Origin of the sequence: Cylindrospermum stagnale PCC 7417, assembly GCF_000317535.1 — a bacterium.
Taxonomy (GTDB): Bacteria; Cyanobacteriota; Cyanobacteriia; order Cyanobacteriales; family Nostocaceae; genus Cylindrospermum; species Cylindrospermum stagnale.
This window is the reverse complement of record NC_019757.1, coordinates 1,945,937-1,967,960: the sequence shown is the minus strand read 5'-3', so window position 1 is coordinate 1,967,960 and position 22,024 is coordinate 1,945,937. Positions and strand designations below refer to the sequence as shown.

At 40.5% G+C, this 22,024-nt stretch carries 17 protein-coding genes; 5 read left to right on the top strand and 12 right to left on the bottom strand.

The features are described from left to right. Positions 1 to 9: 9 nt before the first annotated feature. Positions 10 to 1,308 (bottom strand): hypothetical protein, encoded by a 1,299-nt coding sequence (locus tag CYLST_RS08070; RefSeq protein WP_015207217.1) that lies wholly within the window; start codon positions 1,306 to 1,308, stop codon positions 10 to 12. 523 nt (positions 1,309 to 1,831) lie between these two features. Between CYLST_RS08070 and CYLST_RS08065 the strand changes: the two genes are divergently transcribed. Beyond that, entirely contained in the window at positions 1,832 to 2,311 is a 480-nt protein-coding gene (locus tag CYLST_RS08065; protein WP_015207216.1) for a hypothetical protein, read from the top strand. A 294-nt stretch (positions 2,312 to 2,605) separates the two neighbouring features. Here the strand turns inward: CYLST_RS08065 and CYLST_RS08060 are convergent, their stop codons facing one another. The 10 genes from CYLST_RS08060 to cobU all read right to left on the bottom strand — a co-directional run bounded on the left by CYLST_RS08060 (position 2,606) and on the right by cobU (position 17,246). Next, positions 2,606 to 4,825 (bottom strand): GumC family protein, encoded by a 2,220-nt coding sequence (locus CYLST_RS08060; RefSeq protein ID WP_015207215.1) that lies wholly within the window; start codon positions 4,823 to 4,825, stop codon positions 2,606 to 2,608. Between the two features lie 835 nt (positions 4,826 to 5,660). Beyond that, on the bottom strand, positions 5,661 to 6,620 hold the full coding sequence (locus CYLST_RS08055; protein ID WP_015207214.1) for a ribonuclease Z: 960 nt from the start codon (positions 6,618 to 6,620) through the stop codon (positions 5,661 to 5,663). Positions 6,621 to 7,570: 950 nt separating this feature from the next. Further along, the gene (locus CYLST_RS08050) at positions 7,571 to 9,457 is read right to left on the bottom strand and encodes a CHASE2 domain-containing protein (protein WP_015207212.1); all 1,887 of its coding nucleotides are present in this window, start codon (positions 9,455 to 9,457) and stop codon (positions 7,571 to 7,573) included. Between the two features lie 112 nt (positions 9,458 to 9,569). After that, the gene (locus CYLST_RS08045) at positions 9,570 to 10,247 is read right to left on the bottom strand and encodes a response regulator transcription factor (protein WP_015207211.1); all 678 of its coding nucleotides are present in this window, start codon (positions 10,245 to 10,247) and stop codon (positions 9,570 to 9,572) included. A 674-nt stretch (positions 10,248 to 10,921) separates the two neighbouring features. After that, positions 10,922 to 12,334, bottom strand: a complete 1,413-nt coding sequence (locus CYLST_RS08040) for a beta-barrel domain-containing protein (protein WP_015207210.1) — start codon at positions 12,332 to 12,334, stop codon at positions 10,922 to 10,924. A 15-nt stretch (positions 12,335 to 12,349) separates the two neighbouring features. Next, positions 12,350 to 14,500, bottom strand: a complete 2,151-nt coding sequence (locus tag CYLST_RS08035; protein ID WP_015207209.1) for a peptidase domain-containing ABC transporter — start codon at positions 14,498 to 14,500, stop codon at positions 12,350 to 12,352. Between the two features lie 228 nt (positions 14,501 to 14,728). After that, positions 14,729 to 14,971, bottom strand: a complete 243-nt coding sequence (locus CYLST_RS08030; protein ID WP_015207208.1) for a hypothetical protein — start codon at positions 14,969 to 14,971, stop codon at positions 14,729 to 14,731. Positions 14,972 to 15,332: 361 nt separating this feature from the next. Continuing rightward, positions 15,333 to 15,563: a CTB family bacteriocin gene (locus CYLST_RS08025; RefSeq protein ID WP_015207207.1), complete on the bottom strand. Its 231-nt coding sequence runs from the start codon at positions 15,561 to 15,563 to the stop codon at positions 15,333 to 15,335. Positions 15,564 to 16,188: 625 nt separating this feature from the next. Further along, complete coding sequence (locus tag CYLST_RS08020; RefSeq protein ID WP_015207206.1) at positions 16,189 to 16,641, bottom strand: hypothetical protein; 453 nt, start codon at positions 16,639 to 16,641, stop codon at positions 16,189 to 16,191. 56 nt (positions 16,642 to 16,697) lie between these two features. Then, positions 16,698 to 17,246, bottom strand: a complete 549-nt coding sequence (gene cobU, locus CYLST_RS08015; RefSeq protein ID WP_015207205.1) for a bifunctional adenosylcobinamide kinase/adenosylcobinamide-phosphate guanylyltransferase — start codon at positions 17,244 to 17,246, stop codon at positions 16,698 to 16,700. 369 nt (positions 17,247 to 17,615) lie between these two features. On the opposite strand from cobU, the gene CYLST_RS08010 reads away from it, so the two are divergent. From CYLST_RS08010 to hpsU, 4 genes are all read left to right on the top strand, one after another. Then, complete coding sequence (locus CYLST_RS08010) at positions 17,616 to 18,422, top strand: hypothetical protein (RefSeq protein ID WP_015207204.1); 807 nt, start codon at positions 17,616 to 17,618, stop codon at positions 18,420 to 18,422. 133 nt (positions 18,423 to 18,555) lie between these two features. Then, positions 18,556 to 19,488 carry a glycosyltransferase family 2 protein gene (locus CYLST_RS08005; protein WP_015207203.1) on the top strand — a complete coding sequence of 311 codons (933 nt, stop codon included), beginning with the start codon at positions 18,556 to 18,558 and terminating at the stop codon, positions 19,486 to 19,488. Between the two features lie 15 nt (positions 19,489 to 19,503). Further along, the gene (locus tag CYLST_RS08000) at positions 19,504 to 20,445 is read left to right on the top strand and encodes a glycosyltransferase family 2 protein (protein ID WP_015207202.1); all 942 of its coding nucleotides are present in this window, start codon (positions 19,504 to 19,506) and stop codon (positions 20,443 to 20,445) included. 90 nt (positions 20,446 to 20,535) lie between these two features. Next, positions 20,536 to 21,117, top strand: coding sequence for a hormogonium polysaccharide biosynthesis acetyltransferase HpsU (gene hpsU / locus CYLST_RS07995; protein WP_015207201.1), 582 nt, complete (start codon positions 20,536 to 20,538; stop codon positions 21,115 to 21,117). Here the strand turns inward: hpsU and CYLST_RS07990 are convergent. Beyond that, the gene (locus tag CYLST_RS07990; protein ID WP_015207200.1) at positions 21,114 to 21,950 is read right to left on the bottom strand and encodes a DUF928 domain-containing protein; all 837 of its coding nucleotides are present in this window, start codon (positions 21,948 to 21,950) and stop codon (positions 21,114 to 21,116) included. The two genes, hpsU and CYLST_RS07990, sit on opposite strands and share 4 nt — an antisense overlap. Positions 21,951 to 22,024: the final 74 nt, after the last annotated feature.

Below are 22,024 nucleotides of genomic sequence, written 5' to 3'. Positions count from 1 at the left end.
GTAATCAACTTAATCTTGTGACGCGTCTAATCGCCGTTGCCATTCAGCATCAATTTGTGCAGAATGCTCAACTTCCTGTTCAAGTAAATCCGTTTCGGTAGAGTAGGCTAAATCTTCCTTACCAATGACTTTTTCTCCAGCAAACTGACGGGCGTAAGTAATCTTCTGCTGTAAAGAATTATCCGGGTTTGCCAATATCCTAGCTCGGTTAAGACGATTGTGGTTGCGATCGCTAATTTGGCGATTGCGCCACTGAATCCAGAAATAACGCACTAAGGGTACACCCAAAAAACCCGCTCCATAAGCCAATAGCAGCCAATAAATCCCTTGTACAAAAGCCACCAATCCACCCAATTGAGCCGCAACTGCGCCGTCTCTCAACAAACTTCCCAGTACCAACGCACCAACAAAATTGAGTACACCTAAGCCCGCACTCAGCAAGACTTGTCCTGAACTTGCCGCACTAAAACGCCAGGGAAATTCCTCTAAATACGTTGCTATTGCCTGACGACGCTTTTTAGTGGCACTCACCTGCAACTCAGGGAAATAATAGACAATTTGCCCTTCAGGACTTACCGTCGGTTGCCCATTGAATCGGATCAACACCGGCAGCATATAATCTTCGTACTCTTGTTGATATTTTTCACCAATATGATCAAGATAAGGAGCAATTTGTTCTGCTACTACTGCACCACGGTTATTCCGAATCACAGTACCAATTTCTTGCCAGCGGCGTTCTTCTAAATTGGCATTAGGATTACCATCACCAAACAAAAACGAAAACACAGCCTCAAAGAAATTGAGATCGCTGTTTTCCCCCCTTTCCCGCCGGCGTTCCTGGTTGTTAGTCTCATAACCTGGACTAAAATACCAGAATAAATCTGGGAAAAAGAAAAACCCACCACCACCACCAGAATTACTACTCCTATTGTCACCGTCGCGATCTGAATTGATAGCCGTAATGATGACCATGATGGTAACCGTTATCAGAGCGATAGAAACAATTAAGAAAACTCCAAAGGAAATACGAATTAAGTAAAAAAGCACCCCCCAGACTTTTTTCCACCATTCCTGCAACCGCAACTGCAAGTATTTATTACGCAATATTCCCCGGAAATTCTGCGGAAATAGGTAGACAATATCACCTGATTCTGCTACCTGTAAATGTCCGCCAGCATCAGACGCCAAGGCTAATAAGCCCTGACTCGCTTCAGCTACATTTAATCCTGCAAAGCTTGCCACATCACCAACAGTGACTCGGTAGCCCAATTGTTCCACAGATCGCATGATGCTGGGATTGGGAGCCATTGCTCTCCCCTCCTGTTAAAATTCACTTTCTCTTTCTTCAGTATAAAGTTTGATTTTGGGCAACAGATCAAGACTAGTTCAATACTTCTCGGTTAAAACTCGATTTGCCCCTTTTTTAAGGGAATGGGGAAATTTAACCCCTCGTCAAAATGGCTAGCGTGTACACACAACTCTATATACCCCGCTTTTGTCACTTTCCGGGAGGGCAAGCTCTGAAAGCCTGATCAACCAATCAATCCAACCTATCCTATTAGAAAAAAATGGGTGTTGTATTTGTTATTAGAAAGAAATTGTGCAATCGCTTGGTAGATAAAAGCTCTAGAATTCAGAAATAGCAAATGTTTTCGGAGAGTGACACAACAGGGTTATATAAAGCTTTTCATCACTAACCGAAAAATATTAAAAACTGATTAATCTAGCTGGTAGCCGTCGAGGTCTAGCTGCAACAAGTCATCTAGCAGGGGAGATTTCATGTTATGATAATTTGCCCGGATTGGTTAACCAGCAATTTTTCCGCCTAAATATGGTTCAGTACACTCTCGTTCAAAGTCCAGAAATTATCCTCACTGTTCCTGGCAAAGATTCAGCCAAAGCCCGTGAAAAAGCAATGGATCAGCTGATGGAGTTGATGGATGCAGGTAAGCTACCCACGGAACTAGAAGAAGGATTTAGCCCTCAACAATTAATTGAGGTGAAGGAAGCAATCACTGATACTGCTAGCGGTGAAGACGCCATTACACAAGCTGTTCAGGTTCTAAGCAACCTGGCCACACTCAAGCTAAAAGTCCAGGAATCACGCGCTGAAGCATTAGAAATTCGTCAGGCTGTTGATGTTCTGTTCTCAGATCAGTCAGTGACTGAAGAAGAAATTGCTCGTCTCAAAGAAGGTTTTAAAGTTCTCAAAAATTTTGCCCAAGCTAATCTACGTTATCAAGAAGCGCGAACTAAAGCAGAACAGGCTAGGCACGTTTTGGATCAGGCTCTCAAATCACCAGAGAATTAACATTCTCCCTCAGGTAATTATATCCTTAAAGAAATAGTAAGTCCTGAGTAAAGTTACTCCACCCAGAGCAACAGAAACATAAACCAACAGTATTGGCGTCTATTTAATAATTTTAGGCATTTTGAAGCATCGTAGTTTTTACATTGAGGATTCCTGTCATAAATGCCACGTAAATCCCTTTTTTCTCATCTAACTTAACCATATTGGGTATGGTTGGTTTAAATTAGATTTAAAAACTTAGATTCAAAGCTTGAAGGGTAATTGAGAAAGAATAGGGATCTGTTGGTTTATGGTCTAGGATGCTAGGAGTTTTGGAGAATTGCTCACTTCATTAGCCACAATGCCAATTAAATTCAACTGGTTCAAAACTTCTGTAGCTTGAATCAGTTCATTTGGAGATACCTGACCAATACGCCCCACCATAATAATCCCATTACACAAAGATGCCACAATCCTGGCATCAACCGTGCCGAAAATAGCCGGTGCATCTATCAGCACTAGGTCATAGGTTTGCTCAAACAACTCAATCAATTCTTTCATCCGCTGAGAACTTAGCAAATTCACCGCATCATCTGGTGTCGGACCAGCAGTCAAAATATCAATATAGGGATGAATCGGCTGAATATAATCATCAAAATTGGCATCTGTCCCATCCACTAATAATAGAGATAGCCCCCAGTCATTGGACAGTTCTAGAATTTTGTGCAGCCTAGGGTATCGCAAATTGGCATCAATAACGAGTACCCGTCGATGCATATGGGCCGCACTAGCCCCAAGCCCCAAAGCCAAGGTTGTTTTGCCTTCCCCAGGTAGCGCTGAAGTCAACATCAGTGACTTGAAACGGAAGGGATACTTTAATATTTGAATGTTTTGATAGATTATATCCAGGGTTTCATGGACAGGCAACCCAGTACTAGCTTCTACCATAGAAGGAGCTTCGGTTCGCCATCCCTTTAAAGATAGGCTCTTGGTTCGCTTGTTCTTACCATGTGGCGCTAGTTTTGGCACTGACCCCAATAACGGTCTGTTTGTTAGCTTCTGTAAATCTTTTGCCGAAAAAATAGCATTATTAAAAAATGCCCAAATTAGGGCTGCTGCTACACCTAAAATCGGCCCAATTAGCACTCCCCCAAGTAACAGTAATAATCTACCATTGCCCATGTAGATTCCTAGTTCCGGTTCTTCTACAACTTGCCAATCAAACCCTCCCTGAGCAATTTTTAGTCCCAGAAACTGTTGTGATTGAAGTAGTTGCTCAAGTGCTTTGCGAGAAGCTCCCACCTCCGGCAGCAGACGGTTGTACTCCGCTATGAGGCTGGGGTACTTATTTAGCTGCGAGCGGATTTGCTGTTCTGACTCAGCTAGATTCTTTTCATTGGTAATTAGTCCAATAGCAGTCGTCTGCACCTGAATTAACTCGTTTACTAGCTGCTGGTCAACCTTCGCCATCTGGTCTTGTGTCAATAATGGTTTTGCTGTACTGCTGGTGGTAGTAGCTTTGTCTGCCATCTCTTGCTGTAATAGCGCCAGTTGACTTTGGCGTTGCTGCTTAAGTTTTTTTACTGTTGGGTAGTCGTCTGTATAGCGCATCTGCTCCTTAGCTAAGTCCATTTCCGTCTTTTGAATCTCGTTCAGTAGCGCTTGGTAGCGGGTTGACTGACTCGAAGGCGAGGAAATTAATGGGTTCTGGGTAGAAGATGCAATTTTTTGCTCTAGATTATTGTACTGAGCCTGTAACTCTTGGATCTGTATACGAGTGGTTTGTCGCTGTTTTTGAACCTCAGCAAGAGATCCCAGCAGGATTTTACTTTGTACTTGCGGATCGAGTAAATTATGTTGCTGACGAAACTGTTCCAACTTTTTCTCAGCTTCTCTCACCTCCTTTTGAATTTTCGGCAGGCGATTGTTAACCAAAGCTAGCCCCTGATTCAAACGCTGCTGGCGTTGCTCTATATTGTAGTCTTGGTAAACTTTTTGTAGGGCTTGCAGCACTCTTTGGGCTTTCACTGGGTCATGGTCTTTAAAGGAAACTTCAAAGACTTGACTAAAAACCCGATTAACTCCTGATTCTCCTGCAACTTGAGTCACTTTCAGTGATGATATTTTGCTGATCGCCCTTTTACCTTTGATATCTTCTAAAGTGATATTTGGATAATTAGAACGCAGCAAATGTACAGCTTTTTGGATCAGTTTGGAACTCAGCATTAATTTCATCTGAGTCTTGTTGTCAACAACTAAAAAATTTACGTCATTTAATTCGCTAGTTACATCTTTCTGAACATTTGTTGACCTTACCTCTTTATCCAAGTTAGAACTCACCAGTATCTGCATAGAGCTTTGGTAAGTCGGTTTGGTAACAACAGCCAGAAGGCTTGTAACTGTCATGACTAGGCAGGAAACACCCAAGATGAGAAAGCGTCGCTGAAACAGAATTGTAGATAGTTGTCTGATCTCAACTATGCCTTGTGCAGAGGTAGTAACCATTTCTTCTCGATTCAGACCAGTTTTAGCCACTATCAAAGTCCTCTAATGTTAAAACACTATATCTGGAAGCTCATTGTGGTAATTTGGGTTGAGATGTAGTTATACTCAATGATTTCTAGCAAATTCTCAACAATTATGCTTCCGTTTATGGCAGAACTACTTCCTAGAATATTCTCCTAAGTAGCGCTTGCATTTTTATGAATTCATGCCTATGTGTTGCTAATCAGCATTGAGTTAACAAGTTTTTTCAAAAATTTATTTTATTGGGTTTGTTTAAAGAGGAATTAAAGGTTACTAAGTTCTAGTTAAAACAGTAGTTTTTGTATAGAGTAAAAACTCTGAGAATTTTTTGGGCTTTTTATTTACAATCTTTAGGCAGCGAGGGTATTCATGACTATAACTGCAAAGTAGAAGTAGGCACTACAATAAATTTACGCTGAAAATATTTGAAGTTAGATGGCGATTTGAAGTAATAAGGTTGAGGCTAAAGTAAAACTATGGAGATAGTCAATCCTCGCTCTACATCTTTACAAAAGACTTACTAATTAAGGATTTTATAGCTTGGAGTAAGTTGTTAATTTTATACTAATATTTAGTCTTTTATGGATATAGTTCAGTTCCTAGTAATAAGCCTAAAAACTTTAAATCTATAGGATTAAATTATTATATAATGTACTTTTTGTGACAAGAAAGTAGAAAATTAAAGTAAAAATTAGGCTGAGGGTGATTATTAAAATTAAAGATTTTATAAACTCAATAGGAAATTTGTAAAAAACAAGTTGACTGGCTCTGATAATTAGGTAGGCGCAAATAATTAGAAAAGAATTTAGGGGTGTGTTACGACTTCCGTAACGCCCCAAAAAGTTCAAACACCTACTTTAGTTAACTCAACTTCCCGCCGCCTGGGTACGTCATAAACCATGAAGTCATGAGCCATGTCCGTGCTGGGAAAAATAGCACGGGCTTCCTGAAGTAGATCCTGAAGATCTAGGGTATTTCCAGGAGCATAGCGGGGGCTGAAATGAGTCATAATAAGTCGATGGGCCCCAGCAGCTAAAGCTGTTTGCGCTGCCATTGTGGTTGTAGAATGCAACCTTTGAAAAGCCATGTCTGCATCTTGATGGGCAAAAGTTGCCTCGTGAATTAACACATCCGCATCCTGTGCTAATTGCACCGCGCCGTCACAATAAACTGTATCTGTACAATAGGAAATCTTACGGCCAATTTCTCTAGGTCCACATAATTCGCTGCCATTAATCACTCGTCCATCATCAAGGGTCACCGTTTCACCACGCTTAAGTTGACCATAAAGGCGACCGGCAGGAATTTGCAATGCCTTAGCTTTTTCTAGATCAAAGCGTCCTGTTCGGTCTTTTTCGGCTATGCGGTAGCCAAAAGCTGTAATGCGATGATGCAATAGACCACAGCTAACGGTGAACTCATCATCTTCGTAAATTACCCCTGGACGAACGGCGTGAACTTTGACAGGGTAAGAAAAGTGAGTGTGGGAGTAACGTGAGGCAGCTTGCAGGTATTCATTTAATCCAGATGGACCGTAGATATCAATTCGTTCTACATTCCCAGCTAAACCACAACTGGCAAGAAGTCCCATCAAGCCAAAAATGTGATCACCGTGCATGTGGGTGATAAAAATTCGGCAGAGTTGGCTACTTTTCAAGTCACTCCGCAAAAGTTGATGTTGAGTACCTTCACCACAGTCAAATAACCACAGTTCTGCCCGTTGCGGTAATCGCAGGGCGAAGCTGGAAACATTACGTGATCGCGTGGGTACCCCGGAACTCGTGCCTAAGAATGTTATCTGCACAGCGTTATTTAGCCTTCCTCTTGCTCAAGATGACACTCTACTGTCTATATTGGCACGGTTGTTGAGCAAAATACGTTTGGCAAGAAGCCACTTTTAAAGGCCCAACTGTATAACACTGAATGATTTATGTGTGATTAATTACAGTAATTATACATTTATCTCTAAAATAACATTATATTTTTTGATTAAAGATTAAGAAATATTTTTTTGACAAAAACTTTGCTATCTAAATGTATTGCACCACATTCTTGCTTCGGCATAGAGATTACCTTCGAGGGGGCAAAGTAGTTCTTCCAACGTAGGTTGCTGGAGCGAGTAGTGTTAGCGTCGCCCGCCGATTATTGTGAACTCCCCTGACTCCTGATGAGTCGGAATGCCCACTTGGAGGTTTTTGATCGGGCGGTGGCTGATATCCAGCTAGTGCAGTCTGACTTAAACCCAGCGTCATACTCAAAATACAACTTGTTAAAAGTTTGGCATCCAAAAGTTTGTGCAGGAGCCACTTCCTGTGAATCATTATCTTGTCTCCTTCGGCATCGCATTGAAAAAATCATAGAATCGTCCCTTGATAACCCATTCTTGACTTTGGACACTTAGTAAATCCTGAATTTTTAACTTAAACATTATCATTAGCTACATTTTTTATTAATGTTGCCAATCATCTGTGCTATTTATCCAAAATTTCCGAGAATATTGGCTAAAAATATTAGATAATTTTTCTCTCTAATTTTGAGTAAAATGCCTAAATTAATAGTTAAATACTAATGCAATTAAAGCTAGATTGGTTTTTTGTTTTCTGGTTGTTTTACAGGCATAATTACATCTTTCTCTGTTCAAAATTGATGATAGGAAACACCCCTATTTTGCTGGATAAAATGGTATTCTTAGCAAGACGAAAATCTATCCAAGGGGATAAATTGTCAATAAAATAGGTAATATATATTTTTTTATTACCACAAGTAAAACTTTACTACAGGCCAAGACAACTCACAAAGAGTCCCTCTAGGAGTAAGTGCTACTCGCCTAAATTTGCCTTTGAGTTGTCGAGCTAAATTTCTAAACTGCTGTGTTCCCCGACCTTCTCTAGATGAGTTTATACCCAAGCCATCATCTATAATGCTTAGAGTGTACCAGCCTTCAGATGAAGAACAAGTGACTTCAAGGCGGGTTACTGCTATGGCGTGTTTGCCGACATTGCATAAAGCCTCTTCCAGAAAGCGGCAGAGTCCCCGCTTTATTTCAACACTTAAGCCTCGCTCATCTATAGGGTCAAATGACCGGATTTTAACTCTAAGCTTTCTAAAGTAGGGAAAGTTTCGCTCTAAGACATGACTGTAGACTTGATAAAGAAGTTCGTGAAGAGGATCTTGCAAATTCAACTCTAAACCTTTTCCTAAATAAAGGCTACTATCTTGAGATGGAGGTTCTCGCTGTAAAAATTCATGAATTCCCCGTAGGTCATGATTCAGTTTTTCTAGTTCTTTTTCTATTTCTGCAAGTAATTCTGCTGATGGCGAATCTTGATCTCGAATACGCTTTAAAGCTTTTCCGAGTATTTGCAGTGGACCATTGTGAATCGTTTCAAATGTATGCTCAATGACGGTTTTGTGGGCTTTAATTCGAGAACGTAGTGCCTGATCATATTGATAGAAAGCCGTCATTCCTACACCATTAAAAGCCAAAACTATTATTGCTGGTATAAATGGAACCCACAAACCCCAAGTTAGAAATAAATAACTAATGGCTACTAGACTAGTGCTAGCAATTCCAACAGCCAAAAGATTTATTAATGGAGATGTTGTGAATCTAGCTAAACAAATCCCCAAGCTACCCCAACCTAATATCCAGATATATTCCCAGCCGTCAGACCAAGTATTTATTAGTGCTCTATTGTCAAGGGTTGCACTGATAATTTGGCTAACAGCATGGGCATGGATTTCTACTCCATAAATTTGCCCTGGGGCAGATTTAGTTGTAGATGGAATAGCAGAAGTGGTTGTGAAATCTTTACGACTAGGGGTAGTCATCCCAATAATCACAATGCGATCGCGTATCCACTCAGGCTGAAAATTTCCTGTTTTGATATCATTCAGAGATAAAGTTCTAAATCGTTCTCGACCACTACGAAAATTGAGTAGTACTTGAACACCACCAGCATCGGTTCGCACATATCCCCCAGAGTTAGGTAAAAACTGGGGTAATTCAGTATTTCCAAACCGCATAGCAGCGAGATCATGCTTGCCGTTTTCTAAACTAATGCCTTCAGCTGCTAAATAAATTTTTGCCAAAAGTAGAGACAATGAAAACTTGTATCCTTTAGGTGTTGGTGTTCCCAGCAGACTACGTCTCAATTTGCCATCAGCATCTGGGATTTGATCTACAAAACCAACTTGTTCAACGAGCAAGTATGGTGGTGCATCAACTTTCTCAGGTAATACTTTTTCAATAGTAATTAAATTCTTCATCTCCTTAACTGTTGTTACTAGTTCAGAATGCCCAGGTTCAACTGGCAGATCCCTAAAAATATCGAGTCCAATGACTCTAGGACTATAGGTTTGTAATTTTTTCAGCAAAAATGCGATTTCTTTATCTGGTATCGGGTAGGTTTTTAAACTACGGATGTCCTCTTCATTAATTCCCAGAATCAGAAGTCTTTCATCTATCTGTTCGGCAGGACGTATATGGAGAAAACTATCAAAAGCTAACCACTCTAAAGATTGTATTAAACCAGTTAGACGAAGGATAATCACTAGCCCTATCACTGCAATTCCTGGGATCGCGCCTACATGCCATATAACAATTTCCTCTTTAATTTTTTTCAGAAGTTCAGGCTGCATAAGTTTATTTCCTAATATTGATGCTTTAGTCATTAGTCTCTCGGTATTCGCCAATCAACAGATGAAACTCTTACTAATGACTAATGACAATTTATTAGCGAGCGACTCTCGGTTAATCAATTAACCCTTCTGTCCTAGCTCGTATTTCAGTTTGAATTCGAATATTTTTGCCTTCTTCAGGATAAACGTTTAAAGCATCTTGTAGCTTACTCCAGTAATGACGCACCATGCGTTCTGATATGCGCATTCTTTCAGCAATTGTCTTATCTTGCAATCCTTCTTCAAATGCTAATGTTAAAACCCTAAGCCACTCCGGTTTTACCTCTAATCCACAATGGATTCCTTTGATATCCTTTGTATGAGTTAATCCCTGTAATGCCCAATCAACTCTAGTCAACATTTCTTCGGTGGAAAGACTTTTATCCACGACTGTAAATCCTCCCTTATGAATATCAATATCAGGTCTAACCCTCACCAGTGTTCTGATATGAGCGCTTTGGACAACAATATTTAGGTTGGGGTAGTCTTTCATCAGAATTCTGAGGAGTTGAACACCTATATCGGGGCGTGCTGTCACTTTAGATTTTTCTGGAATTGAAAGATCCATAACCACAAGATCGGGCTGTGAAGTAGTCAGTTGAGTGAGAGCTTTGTTAGCATTGATAGCGGTGAAAAATTCAGCCCCTGGATAGTGTCTTTGCAGTACATCTACTGTTCCGCCCAAAACTGATTCATGGTCATCAATTACCAGAATTTTTAGCAATGCCTTCTCAGAAAAAGCTAGTTTCATAATAACAGCCTACTGATTGATTATGTAACTAACATCTTTTGCTTTTAATCTACGTAAACAAATCTGCTTATATTTGATTGTATTACTTATAATTTTTTAGTGATATGGCATTTCACGGCTATATTTATAACATTTGCGTAGATATCCGGTGAAGGCATTAAGGCAGAGTTATGAGTGATACTTACTTGTATTAGTACCGAACAAGCAGTAAATTACTATTACTATGAAAACATTTTATTAAGGTTAAAAGTTGTGAACTTAGCAAATATATGCTGAATTTATGAGGTTTTTATTTAAAAATCTAAAAAAAATAGCCATTACCATCATATAATTAATTTATGTTACTAAATTGAATTTGCAATTTTGCCCTTTAATTTAAATTTAATCTAACTAGAAGATAAAGACTAAGTTTGTTTGTAGTAAATTTCTATTATTTTTCAATTTACCATCAGATTTATTTATTTTCAATGGCAGATGAAAATTTATTTCAAATTAATTGTCTTTCTAAGCTTTAAAATCTAGCTAAATATGCTATTTTTTTGGTTGTCCCTATCTTTTTAAGAAATTGGACGTGATATTAATCTATGTGGATTCGTTTATAAATGATAAAAATGCCTGGTTCTGCCACAAAAAATTCAATGTTAGCAAAAATTACTACAGAGTACCATTTATATTCATAAATCAGTTATTAATCTTGCTTTTTTCAACATAAAATTTAGCGCTGTTTCTTCTTTAGAAATAATATCGGCTTTGGCATTCATGCCTGGTTGAATACGGCATTGGTATTTACCATTTCCAAACGAAATAGTGTCAGGTTTAATTGTCACTTCAAAATAGCTGGTAACAGGAGTTGTAGAAACTGGTATTGCTACACCTATATTACTGATTTGAGGTGTGATTACATCTGGAGAAATAGCGTTGACAACACCATTAAGAGTGCCGTAATTAGGATAGGGGCAAGCATCAACGCGCAATTGCACTTTTTGACCAACTGTAACTTTTTGAATTTCTGCTGTAGGAATCATCGCCTTAATTACTAGAGGACTATTCTGAGGAACGATTTCAGCAATAGATTCGCTTGCACGCACTACTTGACCAGGGTTTCGTAAATTTAGCTTGAGGATGATGCCGTCACTGGTGGCGCGAATAATGCTACTTTGCAGTTGCATTTCCAGTTGCTGGAGTTCTTTTTGATATTGCTTGACTTGGTTTTGCATTTCAACTCGTCGCTGAATTAAAGATTGTTTTTCTTGGTTCAAAGTAGCGATTGTTGCTTCACCTCTAGCAGTTTCTTGGGCAATGCGTTCTCGGGCAATCGTAATTGTTGCCGTAGTAGGATTGATAGCTGCTTTAGCTGATTGAACTTTAGCTTTGGCAATGTTAACAACTTGTTTTTCGGCTTTAAGTATTAATTCTGTCTGCTCAACGACTAGTTTTTTCTGCTCAAATTCACGCCGACCGATTGCACCAATTTGCGCTAGCTGCTCATAGCGATCGCGATCCATCTTCGCAAATTCTAAATCTGCTTGGGCTTTTTGCAAATCTGCCTTTGCTTTTTCCAAGCTTGCCTCTGCTGCCAGCAATTCGCTTTGAGCGGTAATTTGGCGCGTTTGATAGTCCCATTGGTTGCGGGCTAAATCTGCTTTGGCGGATGCAACAGTTCGCGCTATTACTCTCCCCTCAGCTAGAATCTGGGCTTCTAAATCCCTGTTTTGGGCATAAATTTGAATTATTTGTAACCTAGCCTGTTGAATATTGTCTTGCAGTTGGCTCTTTTTGATTTGCAGTTGCTCAGTATCAAGATAAGCAATCTCATCCCCTTGTTTGACAATTTGATTTTCTTTAACGAAAATACTTTTAACAGTGCCGTCCTTTTCCGGTTGCACCAGACGAATTTCACCCATAGGACGCACAGTAGCAGCCGCTTTTACCGTTACATTGTATTTCGCCCATGAAGAGAGGCTAACTCCAGCAACAACAGTCCCGACGAGAATCATTCCTGCTAAGGATGTCCAACGGCTAATAGGAGGAAGAAATTCCTCAGTTTGAATCGATGGTAGGAGTTTTTGATTATGGGTGTAGAGCATATTATTTTTATATAATTAAGGAATTAAAAAATCCAAATGGTCTCCTGGTTTGGCTCGTAGATCCTCCAAATAACCTTGAAGTTTTAACCTTCCCTGATCTAGCAATACAACCCAATCAGCCCGATTAATTACCCTGGGACGGTGGGTAATTAAAATCGTGGTTTTACCTCGGCGATGCTTAAATAATTGATCCAAAACTTGAGCTTCACTCACTGGATCTAGTCCACCAGTTGACTCATCCAAAATTAGAATAGGTGGATCTGTGACAATAGCTCGTGCTATTGCCAATCGTTGCCGTTGTCCACCAGAAATATTAGCGCCAAATTCACCCAAAATAGTTTGATATTTTTCAGGAAGTTTACTAATAAATTCATCAGCCTCAGCAATTTGGCAAACTTTGACAATCTGCTCAAAGGTAACATAAGGTGCTCCTAAGCGAAAGTTCTCTACGATAGAACGACTCCAAAAGTGAGCATCTTGGGGGACAAGTGCCACCTGCTGCCGGAGACAATCAAGAGAAAGATCTTGTAGGTTATAAAGTCCAATCTGAATATTGCCCGATTGCAGTGGATATAATCCAGCAATTAGTTTAGCTAAAGTACTTTTACCACAACCAGATTTACCAATTAGTGCAGTAACTTTACCACCAGGAATTGTTAAAGAAAAATCTTCTATTAGGTCAAGCCGACCCATATAGTGAAAGTTAATCTTAGTGAAAACTATGTCAGCATCATTAGAAATATTAGCAAAAGGTTTCTTACCATCGCCTTGATTTTCTGGGGTGGCATCTATAACTTCTGTCAGACGTTGTGTGGCAGTTCTCGCGTGAGTAAATTGATCAACAAAACTGATAATAGTACCAATTAATCCTAAAAAATTACCGTTCATTGAGTTAAATGCAAGTAGTTGCCCTATACTCAGATTTTCAATCGGGTTAATTACCAAATTGCCGCCAAACCAGAGCAAAATAATGCCACCAATAGCAGAAATAAAACTAGAAAATGTATTATTAATAATGCCAATTTGCATTGTGTTAAATGTGATGGCAGCAAGCCGACCAAATCGGCTTTGTAATTCATCCAAGAATTGCGGACTAGATGTGGTAGTTTTGAGAGTAAGTGCGCCTTTAAAGGTTTCTACTAAAATACCTTGTGTTTCTGCTTCTGTAACTAAAAGCTCACGGGTTTTTTGCTGCAAAGTCGGCTGAAACACAATAGTAGATAGGGTCATCACCACAGCAAAAATTAAACCTACAGCGGTAAGTTTCCAGCTATAAAAAATCATCAAGCCTAGAGATATTAGCGCAATAAAAAATTGGCTGGGTAGACTGATAACGACTTGAGCAACTAATTGATTAATCTGTGCGATATCTTGCAAGCGGCTAACGATTTCGCCACTGCGACGAGCTTCGTAATAACTTAAAGGTAATCTAAGAATTTGCCGCCCAAATTCTAGAACTAGCCCCAGTTGCAGACGCTGAGCAAAGTGAGCAATTAAGTTAGACTGCACAAATGAAAGGCTATTAGAAATCAAATTCATCACTACTACGGAAATTGCCACAGTAGTGAGTAAATTGGTATCACCCCGAACCAGGACATCATCGGTGAGTAGTTGTAGCAGAAAAGGGGAAGCTAAAGATAGCAATCCTAAGAGCAAATTCAGGGGTAAGACTTGAGCTAAAATGGCTCGATAAATCCAGACGCGCTTGAAGAAACGCCAAAAGCCACCAATTTGATCATCCTTTTGGGCAAAAAAGCGAATTGGATCTGGTTCCAGTAACAGGATTAACCAATCTGTCCAACCTTCTGCTAAGTCTTGTTTAGAGAGATAACGGATGCCTACTGCTGGATCGACAACTAGACACTTTTTGCCTTTCTTGCCGTATAAAACGACCCAGTGATTCCCTTTCCAGTGAATAATGGCTGGTAAAGGTGCTTCATTCATTCGGTCGAGAAGTTCTGCTGAAGTTTTGACTGAACGAGCATTAAACCCAAGTGTTTCTGCTCCCCGCTTTAGCCCTAATAAAGTTGTTCCAAATTGTCCGGTGCCTACGGCTTCACGGACGTGGTTGAGGGTAAAACTTCGTCCATAATGTTTGGCAATAGCAGCAAGGCAAGCAGCCCCACAGTCTTCTTCACTATGCTGTTTAACAAACTGATATTTCATAAGCAAAGCACCCTACAGAAAAAATCAGAAGACAGAGGTAATGTCATTCTGTATATATATTTCTGGAATTATTGAACATAATAAAAGATAAAAAACAGCAACGAAAATTATTTTGGCTATCAATTTATATGATGAAGCTTATACTACAATATAGCAGGATAAAAATGTTTCTACTGCTCAAAATTTAACTAGTTCAGCTAAATTGCAGTACTTAAAATTATAGAATATTTAATTTCTAAATTTTAAATTTATTTGCGAAAACTTATATCTAGTTTCTTGTTTGTTATTAAAAACAATATCTCCTACGGAAATATTATTTTCTTGACTAGCATAAGTCTCTATATCTATCTTGTTAAAAACTAAACGAAATGGTTTTAAGTTAGAAAAAAAACCGCCAGATACGGCTTCTTGTTCCTGCTCAGACAATACGATAAATAAATCCGAATTTTGGTTTTTGATGTTATCAGACATTGTGTTGACTCAGCTATCTAGTACTATATACAGGTTTCTAAAACACGAATATGACACATTGATGTGTTAGTAGAAGGGGTCAGCTATCAGCAAGAGGTATTAATTAATCTCATCTCCGGAAATACTTTATAGCTGATAGCTGACCAAAAAGCAAAATCGATATCGATTAGAATGAAAACAGAATGCAATGACTTTATGTTTTTTCCCCGTACTAAACTAAACTTCTAATTTACACATTGAGCTAGAAAAGCGTTTGGCGTAAAATTTAGAAGGCAGGAGAAGTGATGTAATTTTGTTTAGGCAATAAATTAAATAAAACTTATTGCCTAATCTAATTACTGACTTATATGAGAACGATAACTTATGCTAATTTGAGCTTGTAATACTTGCTAGCGTCAGTCTTGATGTTCTCAGAAGTTGTGTATTGTTTAATCTGGCTACCATTCTTGTTGGAGGATACATCGCTAATGAGGGTGAAATTTTGTTGGTAGAAGTTAGTGTTTAGATAATCCTCAACTTTTGTGCCAACTGAACCACCAGATACAACTTCTTGTTGTTCGACAGACAATTCGGTAAATAGTTCGTAAGACATGGTAGAAGTTTCCTTGATTTGGATTATCGCTGAGAGTAAATCACCACTTTCTGGCTGCTTAACTCCCCGCTTGTTAATACAATACCGCCAAGTAAATAGCTAATTCATTTACATTTTATGCAAACTTAATTACCAGGTTTACAAACCTCAATTACATAATTAAGCCAGTGCAATTTCTGAAAAATACAAAAAATAAAAATCCCTCTTTGGCCTGTTTACTTCCAAGAGGTTAATCAATATCTTCCCAAGTATTCAGCTAGTAAATAAAATTTTTTGTTCCACTATAAGTTAACAAACTGAGTTTATGTTTACCTTCAGACTGAGATTTCCTTGCTCTAACCTCAAGACACCCGATTTTCTAGATTTCATCCATCTAAATGTGGCAGTACTAAAGCAGAATCGCTAACAAAGCTGCTTGCCAACGCTTACCTCATATCATGTGCGTCAAATTGCCCACAATAGCGGTTATTAGAAATTTTCAACTGGACATGATTTTGGAGGGCTATCTCTCGTACTGAGTAAACCCGGCGTTGTCAAATTGGAAAAGCTAATTTTATTTCAACCGGGCAAACAGAGACCCTGTGATTGTTTGTAGGGAAACCACAGGAGTAATGTAGTCCGTCTCTCAAGGCTTGTCAGCTGCTTGGTGAGGGCTAATCAACGGAAGATTATCGATCAGCCGCTCGCAAATCGCTGTTAGTTGCTCTGGAGTGCTAACCGGGCTTCGCGGCTGGGGCAGTTCGGTATTAGGCCAGTTGGGTAGATTATTACAAGGACATAACAATGCTGGCATGCCAACGCTGCGTATGGGTACTGGCATAGCACAACGTCCGCAAGGTAGCATCTCCCATGCTGGTGTCAGCAGTTCGGCAATAGTTTCATGGGTGCCCTCCAGGTAACAGTCACCAGTTTGCGGTGAGAGGATGCTTTGCCAGCACTCTTCAAACTCTTGACTATAGCGATCGCCTTTTAGCACTTGTTGCGGCAAAAAGCTTGTTTTACCGTTGCTCGCCATAACTTTCTTCCCTAACTGAAACCAGTAGGCAAGATATCCTTTTACTTCTTGTTTGGTTGCCATAGCCTAATTTTAGATTTTAGTTGGGAAATTTTAGTTGTTGAATCTTAAATTTTGAATTAAGACTTTGGTACTGGTAAGGTTGAACCAAGAAGGCTGAGATTGAGAACATGGCCGCCAGTGACTAAATAAACGGCTTCACAGGTTGCACCTAACTGGCGTACTAAAGAACCAAGGCGATCGCGAAATTTCCTTCCAAGGGGATAAGCTGGCACTATACCCCAACCTGTTTCTTCGGCTACAAATAGCATATCAGCTGCGACCAACTGCACTGTTTCTAGCAACTCTGAGAGGGTGTTTTCCCATTTCTGGTCGTCTTGTTCTAAAAGATTAGCCACCCAAGTTCCCAAAGAATCAACCAAAAGGCAGGTATTTGGTTTGGCATCAGCCAGGGTAGCAGACAGTTCCACGGGTACCCAGAGAGTCACCCAATCTTGAGGACGGCGTTTTTGGTGTTTTTGAATGCGTTGCTGCCACTCTTGATCATCTGGGTGATCACTAGCTGTTGCTACGTAAACTACTGTTTTTCCTGACTGCATGGCTAAAGTTTCTGCCCATTCACTTTTACCTGAGCGTGCTGGACCTGTAACCAAAATAACTTTGCTCATATTAATTTAATGGTAATTCTACCAGATTTGACAGCAGATAAACTTGCTGTGTCGGTTTTCATCACTGTTTCCGATAGTATGTATAAGAATAATATTTTTTTTCAAAAAAAAATGACGTACTCCTTAATCTTCTAGAACCCTGTTGCTTATTGTCGGAGTGCCTCTTGCCTGCCTACACAAGTAAGTTTATTAATCAAATCGGACTCCCATAGATTTTGCACCCTTGCTGTGAAAATTTATAATAATAGTCTGCCTTAAAGTATTATTCCCGCTATAGAATCAGGAAAAGTCACTCAATATTTGCCCTTTTAACAACTCTATTGTCAATTATTCAACGCCACTGGGGACAGAAAACTTGAGGTTATTTTTATGAAAGCAGGCTTAAAACGCATTGAAGCTACTCTACATGATTTAGGGAATCGTGGCACTGCCCTATCGGCAGAAGCAGGTGATTCAGCCAAGCGGTCTTTCTCCTTTAGGATCAGTATCAGCGCCACCGAATCCACAGTACATACACCGTCTTCATCTGATGAGGAAATAAAGACAGTTGACCTCAGCCCAGATACCGCAAATAGCGATCCCCCAGAAACAAATTTATTTCCCCAACATGAATCTGTGCAGACCTTTCCTGCACAAGACGGCGGTAGCAAAACACCTAGCTTACCCAAATTTAAAACTCCCAGCTTCAGTAGCCATCGTCATGGAGCCAATCCGGCTCTGGCAATGAATTTATTGCAAGAAATTCAGGAAACAGTCGCCAATTGGCAAGTAGAACTGCAAAAAATCCTCCAGCAAATTCAAGACATTTATTTAGAAGGTCCGATTGTTAATGGCTGGTTAGAATCGAATCCGCCAGAACCAGAACAGGCTGGAACAGCAACTCTGCGTCATGCAGAAGTTGACCGCCTGATGAACTACGTAGAAGAAATTTGCGGAAATGGTAGCACAGTATCCTATCAATCACCCCTTCAGGGCTACCGCCTTTGTGGTTTGGATACTGCGGGTAAAGTCTGGTCGCGTCCATGTCCACCAGATCAGGTTCCCACGGTTGGAATTGCGATCGCCCGTTACCAAAAATTACGCCAACTCCTAGGACGCAAGCAATATCTAGAAACTCGTCTGGGTCAACTGGCTGAAACTCTTGTAGTTTTACACAGCCACATCCAACAAGCGTGAAGTTTAAGAGATTATTTCCGCAAAACCTCGGTTGGTGGATTGTTCATTTTTGTTTTAAATTAACAGGCAATAGGCGATTATTAGATTGGCGATTCGATCTCAAATTCAAAATTTAAAATGCACAATCAACCCCATGCCAGAAACCCAAATCTCTGCCATTATTTGTACTCATAATCGAGATACCTATTTAGGTGCGGCGATTGATAGCCTTTTAGGGCAGGATTTTGCTGCTGACTTTGAAGTTGTGGTGGTAGATAATGGGTCTAGCGATCGCACCCGTGAAGTTGTAGAACAAAGAGCCGCCAATTCCCGCCTGAAGTATATATTTGAACCCATCATCGGTTTGTCTGTCGCCCGCAACACTGGTGCCAGACTTGCTAGAAGTGAGATTCTTGCTTATTTGGATGACGATGCCGTAGCTAGCCCTGGCTGGCTACAAGTTTTGTATTCTGCCTATCAAAATAATTCAAAAATAGCGATCGCCGGCGGCAAAGTTACTCTATTATGGCCCCAAGGAATCCAACCACCACGCTGGTTATCGCCCGGATTAGCCGGAAATTTGGGGGCATACGACTTGGGGGATAGCATAATCTACATTGATCAGCCTGGTTCTACCCCCAGAGGCTTGAATTACTCCATCCGTCGCAGTTTTTTGGAAGAAATTGGTGGTTTTGATGTTCACCTTGGACGTGTGGGCAAAAACTTATTATCTAATGAAGAACTGCAAATGACCGAATTTGCCTTAGAGCGTGGCTGGCAGGTCGCTTATCTTCCAGAAGCCATAGTTGCTCACAATGTCGCCCCAGAGCGTCTCAACCGCTCCTGGTTTTTAAACCGAGGCTGGTGGCAGGGTATTAGTGAGTGCTATCGGGAACAACTCGCGGGCAAAGCTGGTATTTCTCAATTGCCACGGGGTGGCGAAAGGTTTTTGCGTGGATTATATAAAGCATTGCAATATTTTTCTGATCCAGCAGAACGCTTTGATAAACTGGTTTATGCCTATGGTCAGATTGGTTACTTAAACGCTGCTATTCAAGGTCTGTTATCTACAGCAAATAAGAAATAAGAAATAATAACTTATATGTCATCAAAAATCCCAGTCACCGTAATCATTCCCGGAAAAAACGAAGAAGCAAACTTGCCTGCCTGCCTCACCAGTCTTCAGAATGCAGATGAAATATTTCTGGTAGATTCTCAAAGTAGTGACAAGAGCGTCGAAATTGCTGAGAGTTATGGTGCAAACGTCGTGCAATTCGATTTTAATGGACAATGGCCGAAAAAGAAAAATTGGTCACTAGATAACCTTCCTTTTCGCAACGAATGGGTACTGATTGTAGATTGTGATGAGCGCATCCCCCCTGAACTTTGGGAAGAAATTGATCAAGTAATTCGCAATGACGAATATGCAGGTTACTACCTCAACCGCCGTGTATTTTTCTTAGGAAAATGGATTCGCCACGGGGGAAAATATCCCGATTGGAATTTACGTTTATTTAAACATCAAAAAGGCCGCTACGAAAACCTCAATACTGAAGATATTCCCAACACTGGTGACAACGAAGTTCACGAACACGTTATCTTACAGGGAAAAGTTGGCTATCTCAAAAATGATATGCTCCACGAAGACTTCCGCAACCTGTATCACTGGTTAGAAAGACATAACCGCTATTCTAACTGGGAAGCCCGTGTTTATCTTAATTTGCTTACAGGTAAGGATGGAAGCGGCACTATTGGCGCTAATTTATTTGGTGATGCGGTGCAACGTAAGCGCTTTCTGAAAAAAATATGGGTACGCTTACCATTTAAACCATTATTGCGGTTTATTTTGTTCTACATTATTCAGCGCGGTTTTTTGGATGGCAAAGCTGGATATGTTTATGGACGCCTACTGAGTCAATATGAATATCAAATTGGGGTGAAACTTTACGAATTACGCAACTGTGGTGGTCAGCTAAATACTGCAATCACTCCTAAATCTGCTACGCCATCCTTAACTCAAGAAATTGAGCAAACAGCAACTTAGAAAAAGTTGAACCATGATTAATGACCAATGACCAATGACTAATGACTAATGACTAATGACTAATGACTAATGACTAATGACTAATGACTAATGACTAATGATGAACCTTTTGTAGATTTACGCAAGTATGACCAATCTTGGTTTGATCGGGGGCGTCCAGGTTGGTATATTTTAATATGGTGGCTGGTGCAGGCGATCGCCTTTCCCTTGACTCCCCAACCACTAAATATTTTGCGTTGTGCCATCCTGCGGCTATTTGGTGCTCACGTTGGCAAGGGCGTATTGATTCGACCCACAGCCCGCTTTACTTACCCTTGGAAAATCACCATTGGCGACTACAGTTGGATTGGAGATGACGTAGTTTTATACAGCCTTGATGAAATTCACATCGGTACACACTGCGTCATTTCTCAAAAAAGTTATCTCTGTACTGGGAGCCATGATATCCAAGACCCTGCTTTCGGTTTGAAAACAGCGGGGATCACTATTGGCAATGGGGCATGGGTGGCAGCATATTGCTTCTTGGGTTCAGGAGTGCAAATCGGGGCTAATGCTGTAATTGGCGCTCGTAGTAATGTTTTTACGCACATGCCCTCTGGGCAGGTTTGTTGGGGAAACCCCTGCCGTCCCCAGTATCCGAGGCAGAAACAAGAGAGTCAACAAATTCTCTAAGGCTTTGCTGAGACAATAGGTTCTGCTGCAACATCATCAAATTGGAAGCTCGCCAACAAATTTTGCCACTCTGCCTGAAGTGCTAGATCTTGGGGATATTGCTGGCGCAGTTCTGCTAGTTTCGTTAGTGCTTCATGCCAGACGCCATTTTGGGCGTATATGGCAACTTGTTGTTGCGGTGTTGCTGTTTTTAGCTTTTGGGCAACTTCCTGACTGAGGTTGACTCGTTGAATTACACCTGCAACATAAACATAAACTGGTAGTGATTCCTTGTTTTGGTTACAGTTGACGGTTAAAAACCAACGGTATCGTTTGCCCACTTCTAACCGGGAAGTATTGGCAGGCAGAGAAACGCGGATGATTCCTGGCTGATCTGGTAGGGAAAGAGGCACTATTTGGTAGATAGAGTTATCTTGCTCATCTTGCAAGACAAATTCAGCTGTATAGGCAGAAGCCTTGGTATATGGCACATAGAATAACCAGGTTGGGTTTTCTTCAGTCGTTAATCCCCAAACATCGGTCACGTAATCGGGTTCCTTGCCTTTCTTGGTAAATGGCACTAATGCAGTGAGTTCAGTATTGACTTTTGGACACTCACCACGCTTGGCTCCTCCACGGGAACGCCCACCAGGAGAAGGACCTGGCGGAGGTGCGGGTAAATTAAAGCTGGCGATTTGAGCGGTAACCGTTTTGCTATTAGTGCGATCGCTAAGTAGGCGACCAGACTTTAGTGGGGCTGGTTTCGCTAAAACTGCGGTCAGGCTACCCAGGAAGCTGGTGCCGCTCAGGGTTAGTGCTAAAAACAGTTTTATTGGTTGTGAACTTGGCTTCATAAAAATTTTCCCTTCCGTAAAAAAATCTTTTGGATTCAGCAATAACCAGAAACACGACAGGGAGACTTGAAAAT